At 44.5% G+C, this 19,109-nt stretch carries 23 protein-coding genes and 1 rRNA gene; 1 reads left to right on the top strand and 23 read right to left on the bottom strand.

Annotated features, from left to right (window positions below; translation table 11 throughout):
• Nucleotides 1–52: 52 nt before the first annotated feature.
• The 9 genes from ispE to metG all read right to left on the bottom strand — a co-directional run bounded on the left by ispE (nucleotide 53) and on the right by metG (nucleotide 8,797).
• Entirely contained in the window at nucleotides 53–922 is an 870-nt protein-coding gene (ispE, locus tag HAP68_RS00235) for a 4-(cytidine 5'-diphospho)-2-C-methyl-D-erythritol kinase (RefSeq protein ID WP_004264668.1), read from the bottom strand.
• A gap of 143 nt (nucleotides 923–1,065) precedes the next feature.
• A complete protein-coding gene (locus tag HAP68_RS00230) occupies nucleotides 1,066–1,254 on the bottom strand; it encodes a small, acid-soluble spore protein, alpha/beta type (protein ID WP_011996172.1) in 189 nt (62 codons plus the stop codon).
• Between the two features lie 162 nt (nucleotides 1,255–1,416).
• Nucleotides 1,417–1,677, bottom strand: a complete 261-nt coding sequence (veg, locus tag HAP68_RS00225; RefSeq protein WP_003218330.1) for a biofilm formation stimulator Veg — start codon at nucleotides 1,675–1,677, stop codon at nucleotides 1,417–1,419.
• 211 nt (nucleotides 1,678–1,888) lie between these two features.
• Nucleotides 1,889–2,764, bottom strand: coding sequence for a sporulation peptidase YabG (gene yabG / locus HAP68_RS00220; protein WP_004264691.1), 876 nt, complete (start codon nucleotides 2,762–2,764; stop codon nucleotides 1,889–1,891).
• A gap of 169 nt (nucleotides 2,765–2,933) precedes the next feature.
• The gene (gene rsmA / locus HAP68_RS00215) at nucleotides 2,934–3,815 is read right to left on the bottom strand and encodes a 16S rRNA (adenine(1518)-N(6)/adenine(1519)-N(6))-dimethyltransferase RsmA (protein ID WP_004264694.1); all 882 of its coding nucleotides are present in this window, start codon (nucleotides 3,813–3,815) and stop codon (nucleotides 2,934–2,936) included.
• Nucleotides 3,805–4,368, bottom strand: coding sequence for a ribonuclease M5 (gene rnmV / locus HAP68_RS00210; RefSeq protein ID WP_004264696.1), 564 nt, complete (start codon nucleotides 4,366–4,368; stop codon nucleotides 3,805–3,807). Before rnmV ends, rsmA begins: the two co-directional genes overlap by 11 nt.
• Nucleotides 4,369–4,502: 134 nt before the next feature.
• Nucleotides 4,503–5,828, bottom strand: a complete 1,326-nt coding sequence (locus HAP68_RS00205; protein ID WP_101312113.1) for a G5 and 3D domain-containing protein — start codon at nucleotides 5,826–5,828, stop codon at nucleotides 4,503–4,505.
• 134 nt (nucleotides 5,829–5,962) lie between these two features.
• Nucleotides 5,963–6,730 (bottom strand): TatD family hydrolase, encoded by a 768-nt coding sequence (locus HAP68_RS00200; protein WP_004264700.1) that lies wholly within the window; start codon nucleotides 6,728–6,730, stop codon nucleotides 5,963–5,965.
• A gap of 75 nt (nucleotides 6,731–6,805) precedes the next feature.
• A complete protein-coding gene (gene metG, locus HAP68_RS00195; RefSeq protein WP_004264704.1) occupies nucleotides 6,806–8,797 on the bottom strand; it encodes a methionine--tRNA ligase in 1,992 nt (663 codons plus the stop codon).
• A 482-nt stretch (nucleotides 8,798–9,279) separates the two neighbouring features.
• On the opposite strand from metG, the gene abrB reads away from it, so the two are divergent.
• Nucleotides 9,280–9,570, top strand: a complete 291-nt coding sequence (gene abrB / locus HAP68_RS00190) for a transition state genes transcriptional regulator AbrB (protein WP_169510469.1) — start codon at nucleotides 9,280–9,282, stop codon at nucleotides 9,568–9,570.
• Nucleotides 9,571–9,619: 49 nt separating this feature from the next.
• Here the strand turns inward: abrB and rsmI are convergent, their stop codons facing one another.
• From rsmI to rrf, 14 genes are all read right to left on the bottom strand, one after another.
• Entirely contained in the window at nucleotides 9,620–10,501 is an 882-nt protein-coding gene (gene rsmI / locus HAP68_RS00185; protein WP_014304192.1) for a 16S rRNA (cytidine(1402)-2'-O)-methyltransferase, read from the bottom strand.
• The gene (locus HAP68_RS00180; RefSeq protein ID WP_004264714.1) at nucleotides 10,476–10,775 is read right to left on the bottom strand and encodes a GIY-YIG nuclease family protein; all 300 of its coding nucleotides are present in this window, start codon (nucleotides 10,773–10,775) and stop codon (nucleotides 10,476–10,478) included. Before HAP68_RS00180 ends, rsmI begins: the two co-directional genes overlap by 26 nt.
• Entirely contained in the window at nucleotides 10,762–11,505 is a 744-nt protein-coding gene (locus HAP68_RS00175; RefSeq protein WP_004264717.1) for a tRNA1(Val) (adenine(37)-N6)-methyltransferase, read from the bottom strand. The genes HAP68_RS00180 and HAP68_RS00175 overlap by 14 nt, the downstream gene beginning before the upstream one ends.
• 60 nt (nucleotides 11,506–11,565) lie before the next feature.
• Nucleotides 11,566–11,925 (bottom strand): replication initiation-control protein YabA, encoded by a 360-nt coding sequence (gene yabA, locus HAP68_RS00170; protein ID WP_004264720.1) that lies wholly within the window; start codon nucleotides 11,923–11,925, stop codon nucleotides 11,566–11,568.
• A gap of 14 nt (nucleotides 11,926–11,939) precedes the next feature.
• A complete protein-coding gene (ricT, locus tag HAP68_RS00165; RefSeq protein ID WP_004264723.1) occupies nucleotides 11,940–12,767 on the bottom strand; it encodes a competence/sporulation regulator complex protein RicT in 828 nt (275 codons plus the stop codon).
• Between the two features lie 2 nt (nucleotides 12,768–12,769).
• Nucleotides 12,770–13,759 (bottom strand): DNA polymerase III subunit delta', encoded by a 990-nt coding sequence (gene holB, locus HAP68_RS00160; protein ID WP_007409919.1) that lies wholly within the window; start codon nucleotides 13,757–13,759, stop codon nucleotides 12,770–12,772.
• An 11-nt stretch (nucleotides 13,760–13,770) separates the two neighbouring features.
• A complete protein-coding gene (locus HAP68_RS00155; protein ID WP_004264730.1) occupies nucleotides 13,771–14,211 on the bottom strand; it encodes a YaaR family protein in 441 nt (146 codons plus the stop codon).
• A gap of 12 nt (nucleotides 14,212–14,223) precedes the next feature.
• Entirely contained in the window at nucleotides 14,224–14,553 is a 330-nt protein-coding gene (gene darA, locus HAP68_RS00150) for a cyclic di-AMP receptor DarA (RefSeq protein WP_004264734.1), read from the bottom strand.
• A 70-nt stretch (nucleotides 14,554–14,623) separates the two neighbouring features.
• Nucleotides 14,624–15,262 (bottom strand): dTMP kinase, encoded by a 639-nt coding sequence (gene tmk / locus HAP68_RS00145; RefSeq protein ID WP_014304190.1) that lies wholly within the window; start codon nucleotides 15,260–15,262, stop codon nucleotides 14,624–14,626.
• On the bottom strand, nucleotides 15,259–16,692 hold the full coding sequence (locus HAP68_RS00140; protein WP_024084790.1) for an aminotransferase class I/II-fold pyridoxal phosphate-dependent enzyme: 1,434 nt from the start codon (nucleotides 16,690–16,692) through the stop codon (nucleotides 15,259–15,261). The genes tmk and HAP68_RS00140 overlap by 4 nt, the downstream gene beginning before the upstream one ends.
• Before the next feature lie 60 nt (nucleotides 16,693–16,752).
• Complete coding sequence (locus HAP68_RS00135; RefSeq protein ID WP_024084789.1) at nucleotides 16,753–17,889, bottom strand: toxic anion resistance protein; 1,137 nt, start codon at nucleotides 17,887–17,889, stop codon at nucleotides 16,753–16,755.
• 15 nt (nucleotides 17,890–17,904) lie between these two features.
• Nucleotides 17,905–18,519, bottom strand: coding sequence for a 5-bromo-4-chloroindolyl phosphate hydrolysis family protein (locus HAP68_RS00130; protein ID WP_014304187.1), 615 nt, complete (start codon nucleotides 18,517–18,519; stop codon nucleotides 17,905–17,907).
• A gap of 148 nt (nucleotides 18,520–18,667) precedes the next feature.
• Nucleotides 18,668–18,862, bottom strand: coding sequence for a sigma factor G inhibitor Gin (locus HAP68_RS00125; protein ID WP_004264749.1), 195 nt, complete (start codon nucleotides 18,860–18,862; stop codon nucleotides 18,668–18,670).
• 174 nt (nucleotides 18,863–19,036) lie between these two features.
• A 5S ribosomal RNA gene (rrf, locus tag HAP68_RS19725) occupies nucleotides 19,037–19,109 on the bottom strand; the annotation flags it as partial.

Here is a 19,109-nt window from a genome sequence, read left to right as displayed (position 1 = left end):
CTTACCCCCAAAATCCGAATAATTTAAAAATAATATAACTTAACATACGGATTTAATCAAGAGCATTCTGTTCGCCGATCATCCGCACCGCGTACACTTGATCACAGAAACCTCTTAACCCGTTATAAATCCGCTGCACCTTTGATTCGTATTGAACCAAACCGAATACAGTCGGTCCGCTTCCGCTCATTAACACCGCATCAGCGCCGAAGCGTTTCATTTGATTTTTAATCATCGCCACCTCGGGATGGAGGCTGAGCGTAACCGACTCCAATACGTTTCCTAATTGTCCGCATACCTTTTGGAAGCTTTTTTCTTCAATCGCGTCAATCATCGCCTGCACATCAGGATGCCGAACCTGCTGTAAGTTCAGCCGGCGGTACACTTCGGCAGTCGATACCCCGATCGTCGGTTTGGCGAGCATGACCCAGCAATGAGGCGGAGCACTGATGTGCCTGATCTTCTCACCGCGTCCGGTTGCCAGGGCAGTGCCTCCGTATACACAGAAGGACACGTCTGAACCGATTTCAGCTCCAAGCTCTGCAAGCTCTTCGACAGAAAGCTTTAAATCCCAAAGCCTGTTCAGCCCTCTGAGCGTAGCTGCCGCATCGCTGCTTCCGCCGGCAAGCCCTGCCGCTACAGGGATCACCTTTGTAATCATAATCGAAACGCCTTTTTTAACTTGAAACCGTTCTTTAAGCAGTTTGGCTGCCTGATAAGCCAGATTCCTTTGATCATCCGGAACAAAGCGATTATGCGACGCCACTCTGATAACGTTTTCGGGCAGTTCTGTCAGTTCAATCCGATCTGCCAAATCAATTGTCGTCATGATCATCTCCACTTCGTGATAACCATCCGGGCGTTTACTCGTCACATCGAGGGACAGATTGATTTTGGCCGGCGCTTTTTCTAAAATACGCATAGCTTTCACCTACTTCTCCATCTAAACATAAGTATGAACATTGTATCACATTTGGAGACCCGGAGGTACTTATCCGAAATTGACGCCGGTTTTGACAGCCGATAGAAAAAACCGGGGAACGGATTGTCCCCCGGGCCACTGCATTATCGGTTATTTTGGTTCTGAGCCGCCATCTGCTGTTCGGCAATCTCGATCGCGCGCTTTACCATATTCCCGGCGTCACGCGCCCGAATGCCTCCCCAGCCCTCGTTTTTCACCGTATCGTAAAAACCAAGGTCCTTCGCCAGCTCATATTTGAACTCATCTGACATAACTCCACGACGTCTGCCCAAACGAAACAACCCCTTTTATAGAATTGATCACCATTCGTGCACGCCACGATAAAACATGTGACACCTATAGCTTCCGTTTAATCGGCTGAAACTTTCGAGGGAATAATTAGAAGAGCTTTAGAAGGCAAAACAAAAAGCAGTAAACAAAAGGTTCACTGCCCATTAAAATGCTACTGAGCTTGCCGCATCGTCATTGAATGTCAATTCAACAGTCTCAGTCAGAATATCAGCATAACTGTATGAAACTCTTTCAAACGAATTCTCGTCTTGATCTAGTTGTATCACAAAAACAGAAGGGTACGTCTCAGCTAAAATGCCCGAACGCTCAATCGTTTTTCGGCGGCCGCCGTTTGCTTTTAACGTAAGCCGTTTACCTAAATTCCCATCAAGCGATCTTTTTATATCGGACAACGTCTTCGCCATTGCATCCACCTCACTACATTTATTGTACAACAAGAGCCCAATTTTGTCAAATAAAATTTAAATTATATCAACGTTAATAAGTCATTGTCAACAAAATTATTTTGACAAAATTCTATTGATTTCTGCGTTATTTTTCACAAGTTCCGGAAATTTATGTATCAATATGTAAAATAATTAACCCGCATAGCGAAATATATGCGGGTTTTATCACTCATCCATTTGATTTATACGGCATACCGACACGCAGCACACCCTTCGTTTCAATTCCTCCCAGCCCTTTCTCTCTCGTCAGCGTATTTCTCAGAACATCCCATACATTGATCCGCTCCATAAACGGAGTGAAGCTGATTTTCGCGACAATATATACCGGGTCAAGCGCATGAATATTGACGCGTGACGGCGAACTTGCGAAATTCGCGCCCGCTCTGATTAAAGACTCAAAATGAGATTGGCACGCCCCCGCGAATATGACCAGCTGATCCAAATGAGGGACTTTACGCCTCGCTCTCTGAACGGTTTCGACAAAGTGTTTGGAATGCCTGTAGGCGCTTAAATCGTTCACGCCTCCCTTATGCTTGGAATATGCATCATGGCCGGTGATGACTAAAATATCCGGCCTGTATTTATCAAGCAGCTCGTCAATTGACGCCGGCATTTTTTTCTCATGGCAATGAATTCCGTATACCGGCACACCGATTTTTTCATAAAAGTTCAGGCACTTTTTCAAATAGGCCTCATCGCCGTCCAGATGCAATACCTTTCCGGGCATATGAAAGTAGTGCTCCTGATGCTGATATTGATTTGTCGCGTAATATTCCTGTTTTTCCCGAAGCAGCTTATAATCCTGGCGGAGCAGCTCGAGAGATTCATTCATCCTGCTTTCATCTCTTTTCTTTCTCATGGCCTGTTCGTCTTTTCTGACAGGCTCCAAATCAGAAAAATCAGCATCCGCAATCAATCTGACTTCGTCACCATGCAGGATGGCAATTGAATTTCCGTTGCTTGTTTGCTCTATACCGATAATGCGAAATAAAACATCCATTTGATAGGATTTCCTGGCTACCATATCTCCTATTTGAAATTGCACGTTACCCACTCCACAAATAGACTAAGCCTCATCATGAAAGAAGTCTTGGCAAAACCTCTTTCCGCTGCGGCGCTTGATGTTTCAAGCTTTTCTTGCAGTTGAATGAATAAGGTTCTCCTCTAGCCTATGTAGCGGCAGTCCAAGTGGTGACGCAAAACAAAAAGCCCTCTTAGAAAAGGGCTTTATGCAATCCGTTGGACAAGAGCGCGAATTCTTCTATGGACAGGGATTCACCGCGCCGCTTTCCGTCAATATTCGTTTCTTGAAGAACTTCTTCAATTTGAGCTTTTTTCTCTTTTCCGCCCGGAAGATTGTTCACAAGGTTGTTCAGCAAGGTTTTCCGGCGCTGTGCGAAGCTTGCTTTAATCAGCTGGAAGAAAAACGGTTCATTATCGACGTCAACCGCCGGGCCGTCACGAAGCAAGAGACGGATGACGGCGGAATCGACATTAGGCTGAGGCACAAACACCGTTTTCGGTACGGTCATGACGGTTTTGGCCTCCGTATAGAACTGAACCGCAATGGAAAGCGATCCGTACTCCTTAGAGGAAGGATCAGCGGCCATCCGCTCAGCGACCTCTTTTTGCAGCATTACGACAATTCCTTTTAACGGAAGATGTTCTTCCAAAAGCTTCATGATGATCGGCGTCGTCACATAATATGGGAGATTCGCCGTCACCATAATTTCATCACAATCCTGAAACTGCTCTTCAATGACGGATTTGACGTCTGCTTTCAGCACATCTTGATGAATGATCGTTACATTGTCATACGGAGACAGCGTATCATTGAGAATGGGCAGCAGACGCTGATCAATTTCAAACGCGACGACCTTTTTCGCCCGTTTGGCAAGCTGCTCTGTCAGCGCGCCGATTCCGGGCCCGATTTCAATGACTCCGGTCCGATCCGTAATTTCCGCATGGTCCACAATTCTGTCCAATATATTTGTATCAATTAAGAAATTCTGTCCCAGACTCTTTTTAAAAGAGAAACCGTACTTTTTCAGAATTTCCTTCGTTCTGATAGGTGTCGCGATATCTTTATTGTTCATCCTGTTCCTCCTGCCTCATAGCATCGAGCGCATCAATAAAATCACTTCTTTTGATTTGAAACATTTGCAGCCGTTTTTGAAGCTGCTTGCCGTTTGTATAGCCGATCTTCAGCAGGTCGCCCAATCGTTCGCGCCGTCTTTTGGCAGCCGGTCCGCCGATCAGACCGGCCTGTATGACATCTTCAGCTGAAATCTCACTCGGCTTTGCCTCCATCTCTTCATGCACATTTTCCAGACATGCTCTGATGCTTTCAATGGATGCGTGCTCAACGCCAATGCCGCGCTTGTTTTTCGGTTTGGCAAGATGTTTGGGCAGAAATGCGTGTTTACAGCCGGGTACTGCTTCAGAAATGGTTTTCCGGATCTTCTCCCCCGGAAAATCCGGGTCCGTCAGCACGATGACCCCTCTCGTTTCCTGCGCCAGCCGAATCTGCCTGATGACTTCGTCTCCGATTGCGGAACCGTTTGTCTCGATCGTATCCGCATCAACGGCAAGTTTTATGCGCGCAGTGTCATCGCGTCCCTCGACTACAATAATTTCTTTAATTTTCATTACTTCCTCCAAAAAAACTTTTTATATCCAAAACGAAACCTTTGCTTGCATGTCACGTCTAATATACTGAAAATACACTTTACCTATTATAACGAAAAAAACAGAGGGCGCAAAACCCTCTGAATGAATAGGAATTAATTTAAGATTTTTATTTTGACCTGTTTCTTTCCCCAGCGGTAAGCTGAAGATTTTTCAGGGAAAAAGACATCAATCCGTCTTCCTTTAATGGCTGAGCCTGTATCAGCGGCTACGGCATCCCCGTATCCGTCTACGTGGACTCTTGTGCCGAGCGGGATGACGCTTGGGTCTACCGCAATGACTTTGGCATTCGGATTGCTTGTCAGGTTAACGCCTGTAGCCGTTTGGCCGGAACAGCCGCTGCAGCTTGCGGTATAAGCCGTGGAAGACACGGTAATCACTTTACCGGAAGATCCGGTTTCGCCCGAAGATGCCTTCACAGGTGCACTGAGCTGCTCAATCTTGGGACTGTGCCGCTTTGTGCCGACCGCAATGATCTGATCTTTGCTTTTTTCAGATGTTTCTTCTTTGACAAGCTTTCTTGATACTTCTTTTCCATTTTCTTTGACAACATGAAAATGCTTTTTAAGTTTGCCTTCTTTTCCTTTTTGAACGATCTTTTCTTTCCCGCTGTCGAGAGACGCATCTTCTTTTTCTTTCACTTGATACGCTATTTTTTCCTCAACTACATCGGTGACTTTTTCGATACGAGTGATTTGTATGCCGGCCTGATTTTTTGTGAGCTTTTCGTGTAATGCCGGTTTTACTTTATCTTCGTCTTTCATGTCCATCTTATGCTGCGTTAAAAAGTCAGCGACCGTAGTCGAAGTCGTCCATATTTTCTTTTTCTTTCCCGCATCATTTACAGTGACCTGAAAAGCCGGGTCGACCGTGACTTTCATGCCGTTTGTCACTTTCGTATCTGCTGCTGGATCTATTTTATCGTGCTGATTCACAGGTGTATGCTGTTCGTTCAGAAATGCGCCGACTGTTTTTGCCGTTGACCATAAAGTCTTTTCTTCTCCGCCTCTTGTCACACGGATCTGCTTTGCAGCATCATACACGACATTCATGTTGTCTGCCAATGCTGTCTGCTTAGACGGGGTAATCCGGTCTTCATTTCTCGTCTCTATATGTAAATCTTCCAGAAGTTCCCCAACCGTTTTTGCATGAGTGCGCATTTGCTTTTTCTTGCCGTTGATGGAAACAGAAACTGATTGTTTTGAGAGCTCATGTGCCCCGTATGCAGTCCCGGTTCCGCCCAGCAGAATAATAGCTGCAATCAGAATAACCTTGCTTTTACCAAGCTTTACGGAAAACAGTTTTTTCATTTTTTGTGTGATGAAAAACGCCTCCTTCTCCTCGGAGAGATTATATAGAGTATCTAAAATGCTGTCAACCCTCCCATCTCGAAGATGAAAAACCTTCAGCGTATCCCTCATTATGCAAAAACAAAGCAAAAAAAGGAAGAGAGACATATCGACAACCTATCTTATGAGGAGAAGGAAGCTTGTAGAACCGTTTTACATATCCACTGAATCGGACAAGCTTTTACACGTTATGACAGCGCATTCTGTCAGTTCATGCGGAAAAGTCTTTTTGCGTTTTCGGTTGTAATTGAGGCAATTTCTTCATATGTCAGCCCTTTTAATTCAGCGAGCTGTTCAGCAACATATTTTACGTAGCTTGGCTCATTTCGTTTGCCGCGGAAAGGATGCGGTGTCAGGAAAGGACAGTCCGTTTCAATCAGCAAACGGTCATTCGGAATTTCCTTTGCTACTTCTTTTGGTTTCTTCGCATTTTTGAAGGTAACCGGTCCGCCGAATGAAATATAGAAATTCATATCCATACACTGCCGTGCAACCTCCGTGCTCCCCGTAAAGCAGTGCATAATGCCGCCGACTTCTTCCGCTCCCTCTTCTTTCAAAATTGTGACAACATCTTCCGTTGCATCACGATTATGAATGATAATTGGAAGGTTCACTTCTTTGGCGAGAGCGATTTGTTTCCGGAATACTTCTTTCTGAATGTCTTTTGGTGATTTATCCCAGTGGTAATCAAGGCCCATCTCTCCGATCGCCACGACTTTTTCGTGAGAGGACAGTTCCTTAATCCATGATAAATCTTCCTCTGTCATGTCAATTGCGTCTACCGGATGCCAGCCGATCGCAGCGTATATAAAGTCATATTCCTCAATCAGCTCCATCGCACGCGTGATAGTGGGTTTGTCGAATCCGACAACGACAATTCGTTCAACTTTTTCAGCCTTTGCACGCGCAATGACTTCCTCTAAGTCTGTGTCAAATTGTTCGGCATTTAAGTGCGCATGTGTATCAAAAAGCATCATAAAAACTCCTTTCTTGTTGAAAAACAAAAGGTGTTCGACGGAATGTTACACGTGAAACACCTTTTGCCCCTATTATTTAATTCGAGTGCCTTTCGGTAATGACTGGTCGACAGCTACAACTTTGAGAACGCCGTCCGATTCTCCCGCCAGTATCATTCCTTGAGAAAGCTCGCCTCTCAGTTTTACCGGTTTTAAATTCGTTACACAGATGATCTTCATTCCCACAAGCTGATCCGGTGTGTAATGCTTCGCGATACCTGATACAACTTGGCGCTGTTCAAAGCCCAGATCAATTTGCAATTTCAGCAGCCGATCTGCTTTTTTCACCGGTTCTGCGGACAAGACTTCTGCGACGCGAAGTTCTGTATCCATAAATTGATCAAACGTAATTTCAGGAAGACGCTCTGCTTCTTGCGGCTCTTCCGCCTTTTCTTCTTTAGCAGGAGCAGTTCCTTGCATTTTTTGCTTGATGTAAGCTACTTCTTCTTCAGCTTCAAGACGAGGGAAAAGCGGTTCCCCTTTTTTCACTTTCACATTCTTCAATTGGCCGAATGTCTGAATGCTGTCCCAAGCTTTAAGAGACTGATCCTCAACTCCAAGCTGGGAAAACATTTTTTCAGGCGTCTGCGTCAAGAAAGGCTGTAGCAATACGGCCGAAATACGCAATGATTCAGCTAAATGATACATGACAGAACGTAATTCTTTTTCTTTTTCCTGATCTTTAGCAAGCACCCACGGAGCAGTTTCATCAATATATTTGTTCGTACGGCTGATTAATTGCCATAGCGTTGATAAAGCTACTGAAAACTCCATGTTTTCCATTGCCTTTTCATAAGCTTTAACCGTTTCACCGGCTACGGAAGAAAGCTCTGAATCAAAATCGGTCACATTTCCTTCATATGAACCAATCTCGCCGTCAAAATATTTTTGGATCATTGCGACTGTACGATTCAGAAGGTTTCCTAAGTCGTTCGCCAAGTCATAATTAATCCGTTCTACGAAACCTTCCGGCGTAAAGACACCGTCTGAACCGAACGGTACTTCGCGAAGCAGGTAATAGCGAAGTTCATCCAAGCCGTAGCGTTCAATTAACGTTACCGGATCAACGACATTTCCTTTTGATTTCGACATTTTTCCGTCTTTCATCAATAACCAGCCATGCGCGAATACTTGCTTAGGCAGCGGGAGATCAAGCGCCATCAGCATAATCGGCCAGTAAATGGTATGAAAACGGACAATTTCTTTACCGACAAGGTGGACGTCAGCCGGCCAGTACTTTTTGTAAAGCTCATCATTTTCCGTATCGTAACCGAGCGCTGTAATATAGTTGAACAGTGCGTCAATCCATACATACACGACATGCTTCGGATTTCCCGGCACTTTTACGCCCCAGTCGAACGTCGTTCTGGAAACGGCCAAATCTTCAAGCCCCGGTTTAATGAAGTTGTTAATCATTTCATTTTTGCGTGATTCAGGCTGGATGAAAGAAGGATTTTCCTCATAAAACTTCAGCAGGCGGTCTGCATATTTGCTCATGCGGAAGAAGTATGACTCCTCTTTGATTAATTCGACCGGGTGGCCGCTGTCAGGGCTTTTTCCGCCGACAACCTCACCCTTCTCATTTCGTTCCACATCCACCAGCTGTGTTTCCGTATAGAATGTTTCATCAGGGATGCTGTACCAGCCCTCATACTCATCCAGGTAAATGTCACCATTATCAAGAAGTTTTTGAAACACTTTCTCGATAATTTCTTTGTGCCGGCTTTCCGTCGTCCGGATGAAATCATCGTGAGAAATGTCGAGCTGCTTCCATAGCTTTTGGATTTCAGCAACTGCGCGATCCACATAAGCTTGAGGCGTGATATTCTCTTCCTCCGCTTTCTGCTGGATTTTCTGTCCGTGCTCATCCGTTCCGGTTAAGTAGCGTACGTCAAATCCTTTTAATCTTTTGTAACGCGCCATCGCATCGCCGGCCACGGTAGTATAAGCATGGCCGATATGTAATTTTCCGCTCGGATAATATATCGGGGTCGTAATATAAAAAGTATTATTGTCTTGCGGCATGTTGCAACCTCCCATTCAGAATGTCGAAAAGCTCACGCCCAAAGGACGAGAGCGGTTTTATTTGATATACAATATTGATATTTGTCCTCTATCTATGATACCATCTTAGCCTTTAAGATCAAGGATATATACGTACTGCGCGTAAAAGAGTAAATAAAATTAAAAATTTTTATTGAAATTAAAAAAAGTCTTAACATGTCGAAATTTGTCGTATATAATCTACTAATATAAAACATCTTGGTTCGAAAGTCTTGATTTAAAAGGATTTTCAGTAGGATAATAGGTTCGAAAAAGCAGTCAAAAAGCCTGTTATTTCAGGATTTCCAAGGCTTTACTTACTATAAGAACTAATTCTTACAAACAATAGCAAACAAAAAGATTGACGATTATTGGAAACCTTGTTATGCTAGGAATGTAAGGAATTTTGTCGAATAATGACGAAGAAAAATATAAACTACAAATAATTATCTCTCGGGAGGAGACTGTTAATGAAATCTACTGGTATCGTACGTAAAGTTGATGAACTTGGACGCGTCGTTATCCCTATCGAACTTCGCCGTACACTGGGCATCGCAGAAAAAGACGCTCTTGAAATTTATGTTGATGATGAAAAAATCATCCTTAAAAAATATAAACCAAACATGACTTGCCAAGTAACTGGTGAAGTTTCTGATGATAACCTTAAACTTGCCGGCGGCAAATTGGTACTCAGCAAAGAAGGCGCTGAGCAAATCATCTCTGAAATTCAAAACCAGCTTCAAAACCAAAAATAAGCTATTTCATACAAAAACCGTTCTTGTTATGACACAAGAACGGTTTTTTTTATGATTGAATGTGATAAGCGTCATAAATCTCGCGTTTCGGTACGTCCCGATCTACCGCTGTTTGTTTTATGGCCTGTTTGGAAGAAGATCCTTCATTTATGTAATGCTCCACATGTTCTTTCTCAGAAAGCTCCGCCCACCAAGGCTTTTCCTCTTCGTCCGGTTCAGCGCCTTGATTGCCTTCGACAACGAGACAAAACTCACCGCGGATTTGATCTTCATTTGCCCATTCAAGCACCTCGGCGATGGTTCCTCTGATGAATTCCTCATACTTTTTCGTTAATTCCCTCGTGACGGCGATGGTTCGATTACCCAAAACGTCATGCATTGCTGTTAATGTTTCTTTTAATCTGTGCGGCGCTTCGTAAAATATCATCGTTTCCTGCCGTTTTTTCAGGATTTCGAGTTCTTTCTTCTTTTCTTTTTTTTGTCTGTTTAAGAATCCGTAGAAGAAAAACGGCTGCGGGGTGATCCCTGATGCGGTCAGCGCGGTTAATGCCGCATTTGCACCCGGAAGCGGAACGACATATCCGCCGATTTGGGTGAAATCTCTCACAATCTCAGCCCCCGGGTCGGAAATTGTCGGCATACCGGCATCACTGACCAATGCCACATTCTTTCCGCTTTTCAGCCATTCAATGATTTTATGGCCGCTGCTTTCTTTATTATGTTCATGATAGCTGATGAGAGATGTTTCTATGTCATAAACATGGCACAGCTTTTTCGTCTGTCTCGTATCTTCGGCAGCTATGACATCGGCCGATTTCAGCGTCTCTACTGCACGAAAGGTCATGTCCTCCAAATTGCCGATCGGTGTAGGAACAAGGTACAGAGTCCCCATTTCAGATTTTCCGTTAAAACTCATCTGACGTCTTAACATATACAGCCTCCTTGCTGCGTCGTTTTTCTTCTATATATTGCTCTTTTTTCTTTCGGGTCAGCTGCTTAAAACGGTATTCCGCCTGCATCGCTTCCCGTTTTGTTTCAAATGATTCCGCATGGCATAACGAAACCGGCCTTCTCGCCCTTGTATATTTCGCGCCCTTTCCCTCATTGTGGGTTTTCAGCCGTTTTTGCAGATCATTTGTATAACCGGCATACAGACTGTTGTCATTGCACAGCAGCACATAAAAGAAATGACTATTTGTCTCCATATAAAATCGTGCGGATCTCTTTCGTATATTCATTTTGTTCATTATATACAAAGAGCGGGGGAAGAATTTTGAGATCAGGGCGGCCGCCTTTAATTCCTTCAACCAAAATGGTATTCGCTTCTTTACCTTGTTTCGGATAAATAAACTGAACCCGTTTCGGTTCTATTCGGTATGCTTTCATTAGTTCAAAGATTTCCAGAAGCCTCCCCGGCCGATGAACGAGAGCCGCTTTTCCTCCTTGCTTCAGCAGTTTGCTGCTGACGGAAATCACATCTTCAAGCGTGCAAAGGATTTCGTGCCTTGCGATTCTGAGATGCTCGTTCAGGTTCTGCTCCGCCTCTTTCGGTGTTTTAAAATAAGGCGGATTGCAGGTGACAACATCATATTTATTATGTCCGAGTCTTTCCGGCATATTTTTCAGATCATCATGAATGAGACTGATCTGACCGCCCAGCCCGTTGTATTCCACACTTCGAAGCGCCATATCATACAAGCGTTCCTGAATTTCAACTCCGGTGATATCGGCTTTTGACCTTGTGCTGAGCAAAAGCGGCACAATGCCGTTCCCCGTGCATAAATCAACAATGTTCCCCTTTTGAATCGGAACGTATGCAAACTTAGACAGCAGCACGGCATCTAATGAAAAAGCGAAAACCGTCGGACTCTGTACTATTTTCATATCCTCTGCTAATAAGTAATCCAATCTTTCATCATCACGTAATGAAACCATAATCTTATTCCTTTCGGCACTCTTTGAAAAAGGCTTCCGACATCAGCGGAAGCCTTTTCCTTATTTTTTATTTAAGAAGGACAGACAAAAAAGGCAATCTCCCTTGCGGACGCTCCCATAATGGACGTTGCAAATATGAAAGCCTTCTTGATACAGCCGGGCCAGATTGTCGTACCCTTCTCCTATATCACTCTGCTCTGCCTTCTGTGTTTTTGTTTCTTTCTGATCGGCTTTGAACTTCTCAATTTGCTCCGTCGTGTCATCAAGCCGCTTACGCAAATGCTTATTTTCAAGCTGAAGATGGTGATTCTCTTCAATCATTTCGCCGATATGCTGCTTTAAGTCACCCAGCTGACGGTACAGCGAACCGATTTGTTCCTCCAGGTTTATGACAGTATCAAATAACTCTTTTTTATCCAAGGTTCCACACCTCGTTAATCTGTGGTTTGTGCGGATACGACGCCCTCTTCCAAGAGCTCTTCCCAAGTATATTCTATCACTTTTTCACGATTCTTCAGTTCCACCTGAAGCACCCGTTCCAGAATATTAAGACCGACAACCTTTGCGGGGCCGTTTGCCGTCGTAATCATTTCGCCTAAATCCGGCAGCTGTTCTTTTGCCGTCTCATACTCATCATTTTCATACTTCAAACAGCACATCAAACGGCCGCACAGACCGGAAATCTTCGTTGGGTTCAACGATAAATTTTGATCCTTCGCCATTTTGATGGACACCGGTTCAAAATCACCGAGGAACGTGGAGCAGCAAAGCATTCTCCCGCATGGTCCGATACCGCCGAGCATTTTCGCCTCGTCCCTTACCCCGATTTGGCGCAATTCGATTCTCGTTTTAAAGATAGAAGCCAAGTCTTTGACCAATTCCCTGAAATCAACCCGTCCGTCTGCCGTAAAGTAAAAAATGACTTTATTGCGGTCAAACGTAAACTCAACATCAACCAGCTTCATATCTAAGCCGTGGTCAGCCACTTTTTTCTGACAGACTTCAAAAGCGGACAGGGCCTCCTGTTTGTTTTCTTCTACAATGAGAAGATCGCGTTCATCAGCAACGCGAATAACCTTTCGAAGCGGAAGCACAACATCATGCTCGTCCACTTGTTTATTTGCGATGACAACCTGCCCGTATTCTACACCTCTTACGGTTTCAACAATGACGCAGCTGTCTTGTTCTATATCAAATCCGTTCGGATCAAAATAATAAATTTTCCCCGCTTTTTTAAAGCGGACGCCTATTACGTTGTACAAGCTTATCCCTCCTGCAACGTTAACACCAAGTGCTCCATTAATCCCTGCACATTCACATTGGAATGAAGCCGTTTTTTTGCTTCTAAAACAGCGAGAATTTGGTTCGTAACGCTTTGTTGTGTAAATTGCAGCGCATGCTGTTTTATTGATTGGAATAAGTCTTGATAAATCAGTTTATCTTCATTTCCAATTTGGATGGATAATACATCACGGTATATCAATAAGAGCATATCAAGACCCATTTCTTGATGGGTTTTTTCTTTGAAAAAGGGCACCCACTGATCCTGAATGAAGAAAAAGGCATGTCCTTTCCGCTGATGTAAGACTTCATACAATTTTATCACTTTCGCTCTGGACTCTGCAAACTCATCATTTCGACTTAATTCGACTGCTTCCGCAATATTATTTGTCATATTTGCTAAGAGCCGGGCCATGTGAGGGCTCACTTCCTGTTCAATCAGTCTTTCTTCTATGGCTTTCGGCTGAAGCGGCTGGAACGGGAGAACCTGACATCTCGAAACGATGGTATCCAGTATGCGGTGGAGCTGCTCAGTAATCAGAATTGCGATTGTGTCTTGACTCGGCTCCTCTAAAAACTTCAGCAGACTGTTTGCCGCATTTGTCGTCATTTGATCCGCATGGGATATAATGTACAGCTTTTTATGCGATTCCAGCCCCGTTTTGGAAAACTCTTCCTGAAGCGATTGGATCTGAGCCTTTTTAATGGATAATCCGTCGGGCTGAACCACATGCAGGTCGGGATGGTTTCCGGATTCGATACGCTTACAGTTCCGGCACTCTCCGCAAGGCTCAGTCCCGTCTTCAAGGCAAAAAAAGCTTTTTGCGAGAAGCAGTGCGGCATCCAATTTGCCCGTACCTTTTTTGCCTTCAAACAGATATGCGTGAGAAAGCCTTTTCTTTTCAATGCTGTTATGCAAAAGCCGCATCACTCTGGGCTGCTGCCCGGTCATTTCCTTCCATGATATTGCCATTGTATCACTCTCTATGTGTAAAGGTTAATCAATAAACCTTTTATTTCTCCGATTCGATCCAGCAAATCAATTGCCGGTTTTTCCTGATCTAACATTTCTTCCGTCAGCTGAAGCAGTTTTTCATCTATTTCTTTCACAAGCCCCAGGGTCCGGCTGCTGCCGTACAAGTCAAAGCTTTTCTCCGTCTCATGCGATAATCCGCTGTCTACGGCCTCTTTTACAAAACGTTTTACCAATCCTTTGAACTTCGCTAAGTCTTTGAAGTTTCTCGACTTCGTCAGCCTTTTCCCGAACGTTTCTATATCCGTTAAGAACCTGCTCAGCTGATCAAATTTCAGCTTGCTGCTTTGGCTGTCCATTGAACTTTTAAACGTTCCGGAAAGCTCTGCCGCTTTATAAGCAGGCTGCTGCTTTTTCTCAATAAATGTACGTAAGTCAGAATTTATTTTCACGTCGTCAAATCCTTAAAATTGATGAAATTCATCGACCGGGAGGACAAAGACCGTCGCTCCGCCGACTTCCACTTCGACGGGATATGGAACGTAGGAATCCGCATTCCCGCCCATCGGGGATACCGGGGCAATCATCTGATCACGTTTACAGCCATTCTCTTTAATGAGGCTGAGCGCTTTATCGACACGGATATCTTCCACCCCGATCATAAACGTCGTATTGCCTGATTTAAGGAATCCGCCTGTTGTCGCAAGCTTCGTCACCCTGAAGTTGTGGTCGGTTAATACTTTCAAAAGCCTGTTGCTGTCCTGATCCTGCACCACTGCCACTATTAATTTCATTCTCTAGGCCCCCTTTAGGTTGGAAAGAACATTGTCGTTACATTCATTATAGCAACTTATGAGAAACAGGTCACAACTGAATTTTTTTCAATGCTTCATTTATCACTTGAAGTGCGTCCTGAATGACGAGTTCCTTCTTTTTCGATGCGTCGATTGTATGGAATCTTTCCGGAAAACGCTGCATAACCTTTTGGTATCCTTCCCGTACTTTCGTGTGAAAGTGCAGGGCCTCAAGATCGAGACGATTCTTTTCTCTTGAATCATTCGACGTAATCCGTTTCAACCCTTCTTCAGGCTCAATAGAAAAATAGATGGTGACATCAGGCATCGTATCGCCGATTGCAAACTGGTTGATAGAAAGAACTTCATCAATGCCGAGCCCTCTCGCATAGCCTTGATAAGCCAGCGAACTGTCGATGAAACGATCACACAGCACAATGCGCCCTTCTTTCAATGCAGGCTGCACCTTTTCGGTTAAATGCTGTCTTCTCGCCGCGGCGTAAAGCAGCGCCTCCGTTTTTGCATCCATCATTGTATTGTTTTTATTTAAGATCACTTCTCTGATCTGTTCCGCAATGTCGATGCCGCCCGGTTCTCTTGTCGCTGTCACCGGGAGCCCCTCTGCCGACAGAATCTCTTTCAGTTCCTGAAGCACAGTCGTTTTCCCTGCACCTTCAGGACCTTCAAATGTTATAAATAAACCGCTCATGATTTCTCCTCTTCTATATAGACAAGTAATTGTTCCCCGTTTAACAAGCCTTGAATATGCGCGTCCATGCCGATTAAACGGGAAAGCTTCTGTACGATCTCTTCTGTTATCCGTTCGCCGTCCATGATCAGCGGAATTCCCGGCGGATAAGGAATAATGTTCCCCGCATGCAAGCGCCCGGCCGCCTTATTTATATCTGCAGGCTCTTTTGTAAACTTCCGCATCTCATTTTGCGGATATTCAAGTGTCGAAATGGACGGAAATGTCCAATTCACGGCATCCGGCAATTTATCGGGCGGTGTATTCTCCAGTTTCTGCTGTATGTTTCTTACGGCTGCCTGTTCTATCATCCGCCGGCCGCCAATCGGCAGTACGAGCAATACTTGGTACTCGTCAGCCAGCTCGGCAACAATGCCCTCACTCTCCAAAATGCGTTGTAATGAATAGCCGGAATGTCCGAGCTTTGACCGAAGTATTAATTTTAACGGGTCCGCCCGCAGCCCATATCCGGAAGGCTCGATTATTTCAATAGAAGAAATTGATGCGAACCTTCGTTTGATTTTCTCAATGTGCTCCATATGGACGGGAAGTGTCCCTTTTTCAGCAATATCCTGCACATAAGCACGCGCCGTATCTAAAGATGCCATAATCGGGTATGACGGGCTGCTGCTTTGCAAACTGCTTACATAATAAGTTAATCGATCTCTGTCAATTCGGGTGCTGTTTAAATGAAAGTAAGATCCCATCGTCATAGCCGGAAGCGTTTTGTGAGCCGATTGAACAACGGCGTCCGCCCCCATAGCCAATGATGAAGGCGGGAAAGGCTGCCCTAACACAAAGTGAGCTCCATGAGCCTCATCCACCAGCACAGGAACACCGTATGAATGGGTTTTTTTAACTGTCGCAGTCAAATCGGCGGCGTGTCCGTAATAAGTCGGATTGGTCAAAACAAGTCCTTTCGCGTTCGGATATGACGCCAGCGCTTTTTCGATGACTGAAAGGGATACATGTGCCGGCACATGCATGTTTTCATCGATTTCCGGCGCCAAATAAACCGGCTTGGCTCCGGCCAATGCCACCGCATGGAAAACAGACTTGTGACAATTACGCTGGATCAGAATGGGTTCACCCGGTTCACAAACAGCTAAAATCATCGCCAGATTGCCGGCGGTCGTTCCGTTGACGAGAAAGAAGCTTTCCTGAGAGCCGTACAATCTGCTCACCAAATCCTGCGCTTCCTTAATGACCCCTGTCGGGTGATGCAAGTCATCAAGACCCGTGATCTCAGTCATATCAATAGATAAAAGAGATTGATATACAGATTTCGCTTCATCAAAAAAGACATCTCCATTGTGATGTCCCGGAACATGAAAAGAATACGTATTTCGGTGCGCATGCTTCATCAGCGCTGTATATAAAGGTGTGTCCATTTTTAAACAAATCCTTTGCCTGTCTTTCTTATTATATCGTGCCTGCGAGCCAACTTAAAGCTAAGACTTTTTGCCATCTAGCCCGTTATCCCGGCCGGACTTCATATCAAGCAGTTTCTTTTTTAAATCGCCCTCCATGATAACAAGCTCCTCCTCGGCACGCCTGCGTTTCATCCTGCCTTCTTCTTGAATAGACATGATTTCTTCAAGTGTGCTGACTAAGCTTTCCTGCACTTTTTTGAGGGTGTCTGCCTCAACAAGTCCGCGCTCATTGGCTTTGGCCGTCTCGACTGTGCTTGTTTTCAGAAGTTCGGCGTTTTTCAGCAGCAATTGATTTGTCGTATCCGCCGCCTTCTGCTGCACATCTGCCGCACTCCGCTGCCTCATAAGCGTCAGCGCGATGGCGACTTGATTCTTCCATAAAGGAATAGCCGTAACAATGGAGGACTGAATTTTCTCTGCCAGTGCCTGATTCGTGTTTTGAATCAGACGGATTTGCGGCGCACTCTGAAGCGTAATCTGCCTGCTCAGCAGCAGATCATGCACCCTCTTATCCAGACGGTCGGCAAACTGGCGAAGATCATTCACTTCCTGCGCGGCCATTTGATTGTGTTCTCGTAATTCGGCTTTTCTTGCCGCTTCGGGAATAAGCTTTGTTTTCAGCTCATCTAATTTTAATTCACCCGCTGCTATATACATAGTTAAATCAGAAAAGTATTGTTTATTTTGGGCGTACAGCTGATCTAACCATTTATTGTCACTCAACAGCACATTTTTAGAATGTTCCAGCCTTCTGCTGATACGGTCAATCTGCACACTTGTCTTTTGATATTTCGAAAGCACTTCCTGCACAGATCCGGATACCCTTTTAAACAGCCGGGCGAAAAACCCTTTGTTCTTTACCTGCAGATCATCGGGGTTTACCTGGTCAAGCTTCAGCATCAGATCAGCCAATATCCGTCCCATCTCTCCTGCATCTTTTCTTTGCACGTGCTCTATCATCGTGTGGGAAAATTCCAGAAGATTCGCCTGCGCCTGTGAACCAAACAGAACAATGCTTTGCATGTTCCCAGGGTCCAGTTTTTCAGCGAGCTGAAGTGCCGCTTCTCTTTTTTCTTCCGGCAGCGTATCTGCAAGCTTTAGATGAGTCTGGTCATTTTGGGCGCCCATACTGTCATCGGAACGGTCTTTGGCCATTTCCTTCTTCCTTTCTTATTTTCTCAGTGAATGCTTTGCCATATCTAATTCAAAGTGCAGGTCGTCGATGTCCTCCTTCATCAGTTCATGAAGATCCTCTTCCAGCCTTCTGGAAAGCTCCGCCAGAGTCATCCTCGTCTCACTCAAGGACATTGATAAATCTTTATTTTTTCGCGGCTGTGATGAGAGCAAAGCATACTTTTCCGTCAGTTCCACAACAGAATCAAGCGTTTGATAATAGAAACGCTCTGCCTGATAAAAACGCTTCGGCTCCTGCTTTGTGAGCAGATATATTCGTCGGGTTATCCGCAGTATCTCTGCATTCTGCTTCAGCATTTGTATACTTTTCGAGCGGAAAAGCGCCCTGCGTAATCGGATGATTTTACCCTTTGCTTCCTCGAGATTTTCCTTGATATAAGCATATTCTTTTCTTGTCAGCCGGTGTTTTTTTAAAAAGAGACGCTTCGCATTCCACAAGCCGGACGCACTGACTGCGGCTCCGCCGGCTGCCCCGTATAAAAGCGAATACAGAAAAGGCTGATGCCCTATCGTAAAGAAGGTTATCCCCGCTAATACAAAAACTGTGCTCCCGCAAAATGTCCATTTCATATATTGAATAAACGGTTTCATACTTGATCGACTCCTATTTATTCACTTTTATCAGTATTATCTATTACATTCCATGTCTAAACAAGTTCCTCTTCTTATCGTATCAGTTCTTTTATAAAAAGTGAAAAAACTCCTCTGATTTCAGGCAAAAAAAAGACCCTTTTCAGGGTTAAGAATATAACGTCGGTGTATGAAGGCTTTTCAATTTACGAACGAAAAATTCATAATTCGGATCAGAGGTCGGAGTGGAAACTACTTTCTTCTCACACTCTAAACATATAAATTTCGTATAAATATGGATTCCCCTGCTTTTCTTGGTTTCACACACAATACATGTTTCTTCATGGCCGGACGTTTCATTCATTTTGCCCACCTCCGTATGAATAGCCTTCCCTTAAACTGTTGATTGTATACACAATTTGGATCTTTTTGAAGTTTGCAATTAGTATATGGGCGTTCCCGTATTTCGGTGTTTGTTTTGTTTTTATTCAAAAACAAAAAAGGCAGCTCATGATGAGCTGCCTTTACCGTAATGATAGCTTGGCGGCGTCCTACTCTCACAGGGGGAAACCCCCGACTACCATCGGCGCTGAAGAGCTTAACTTCCGTGT

Source organism: Bacillus sp. Bvel1 (assembly GCF_014872755.1).
Taxonomy (GTDB): domain Bacteria; phylum Bacillota; class Bacilli; order Bacillales; family Bacillaceae; genus Bacillus; species Bacillus velezensis.
Note: the sequence above shows the minus strand (reverse complement) of the source record. Positions and strands in the feature narration are given on the sequence as shown.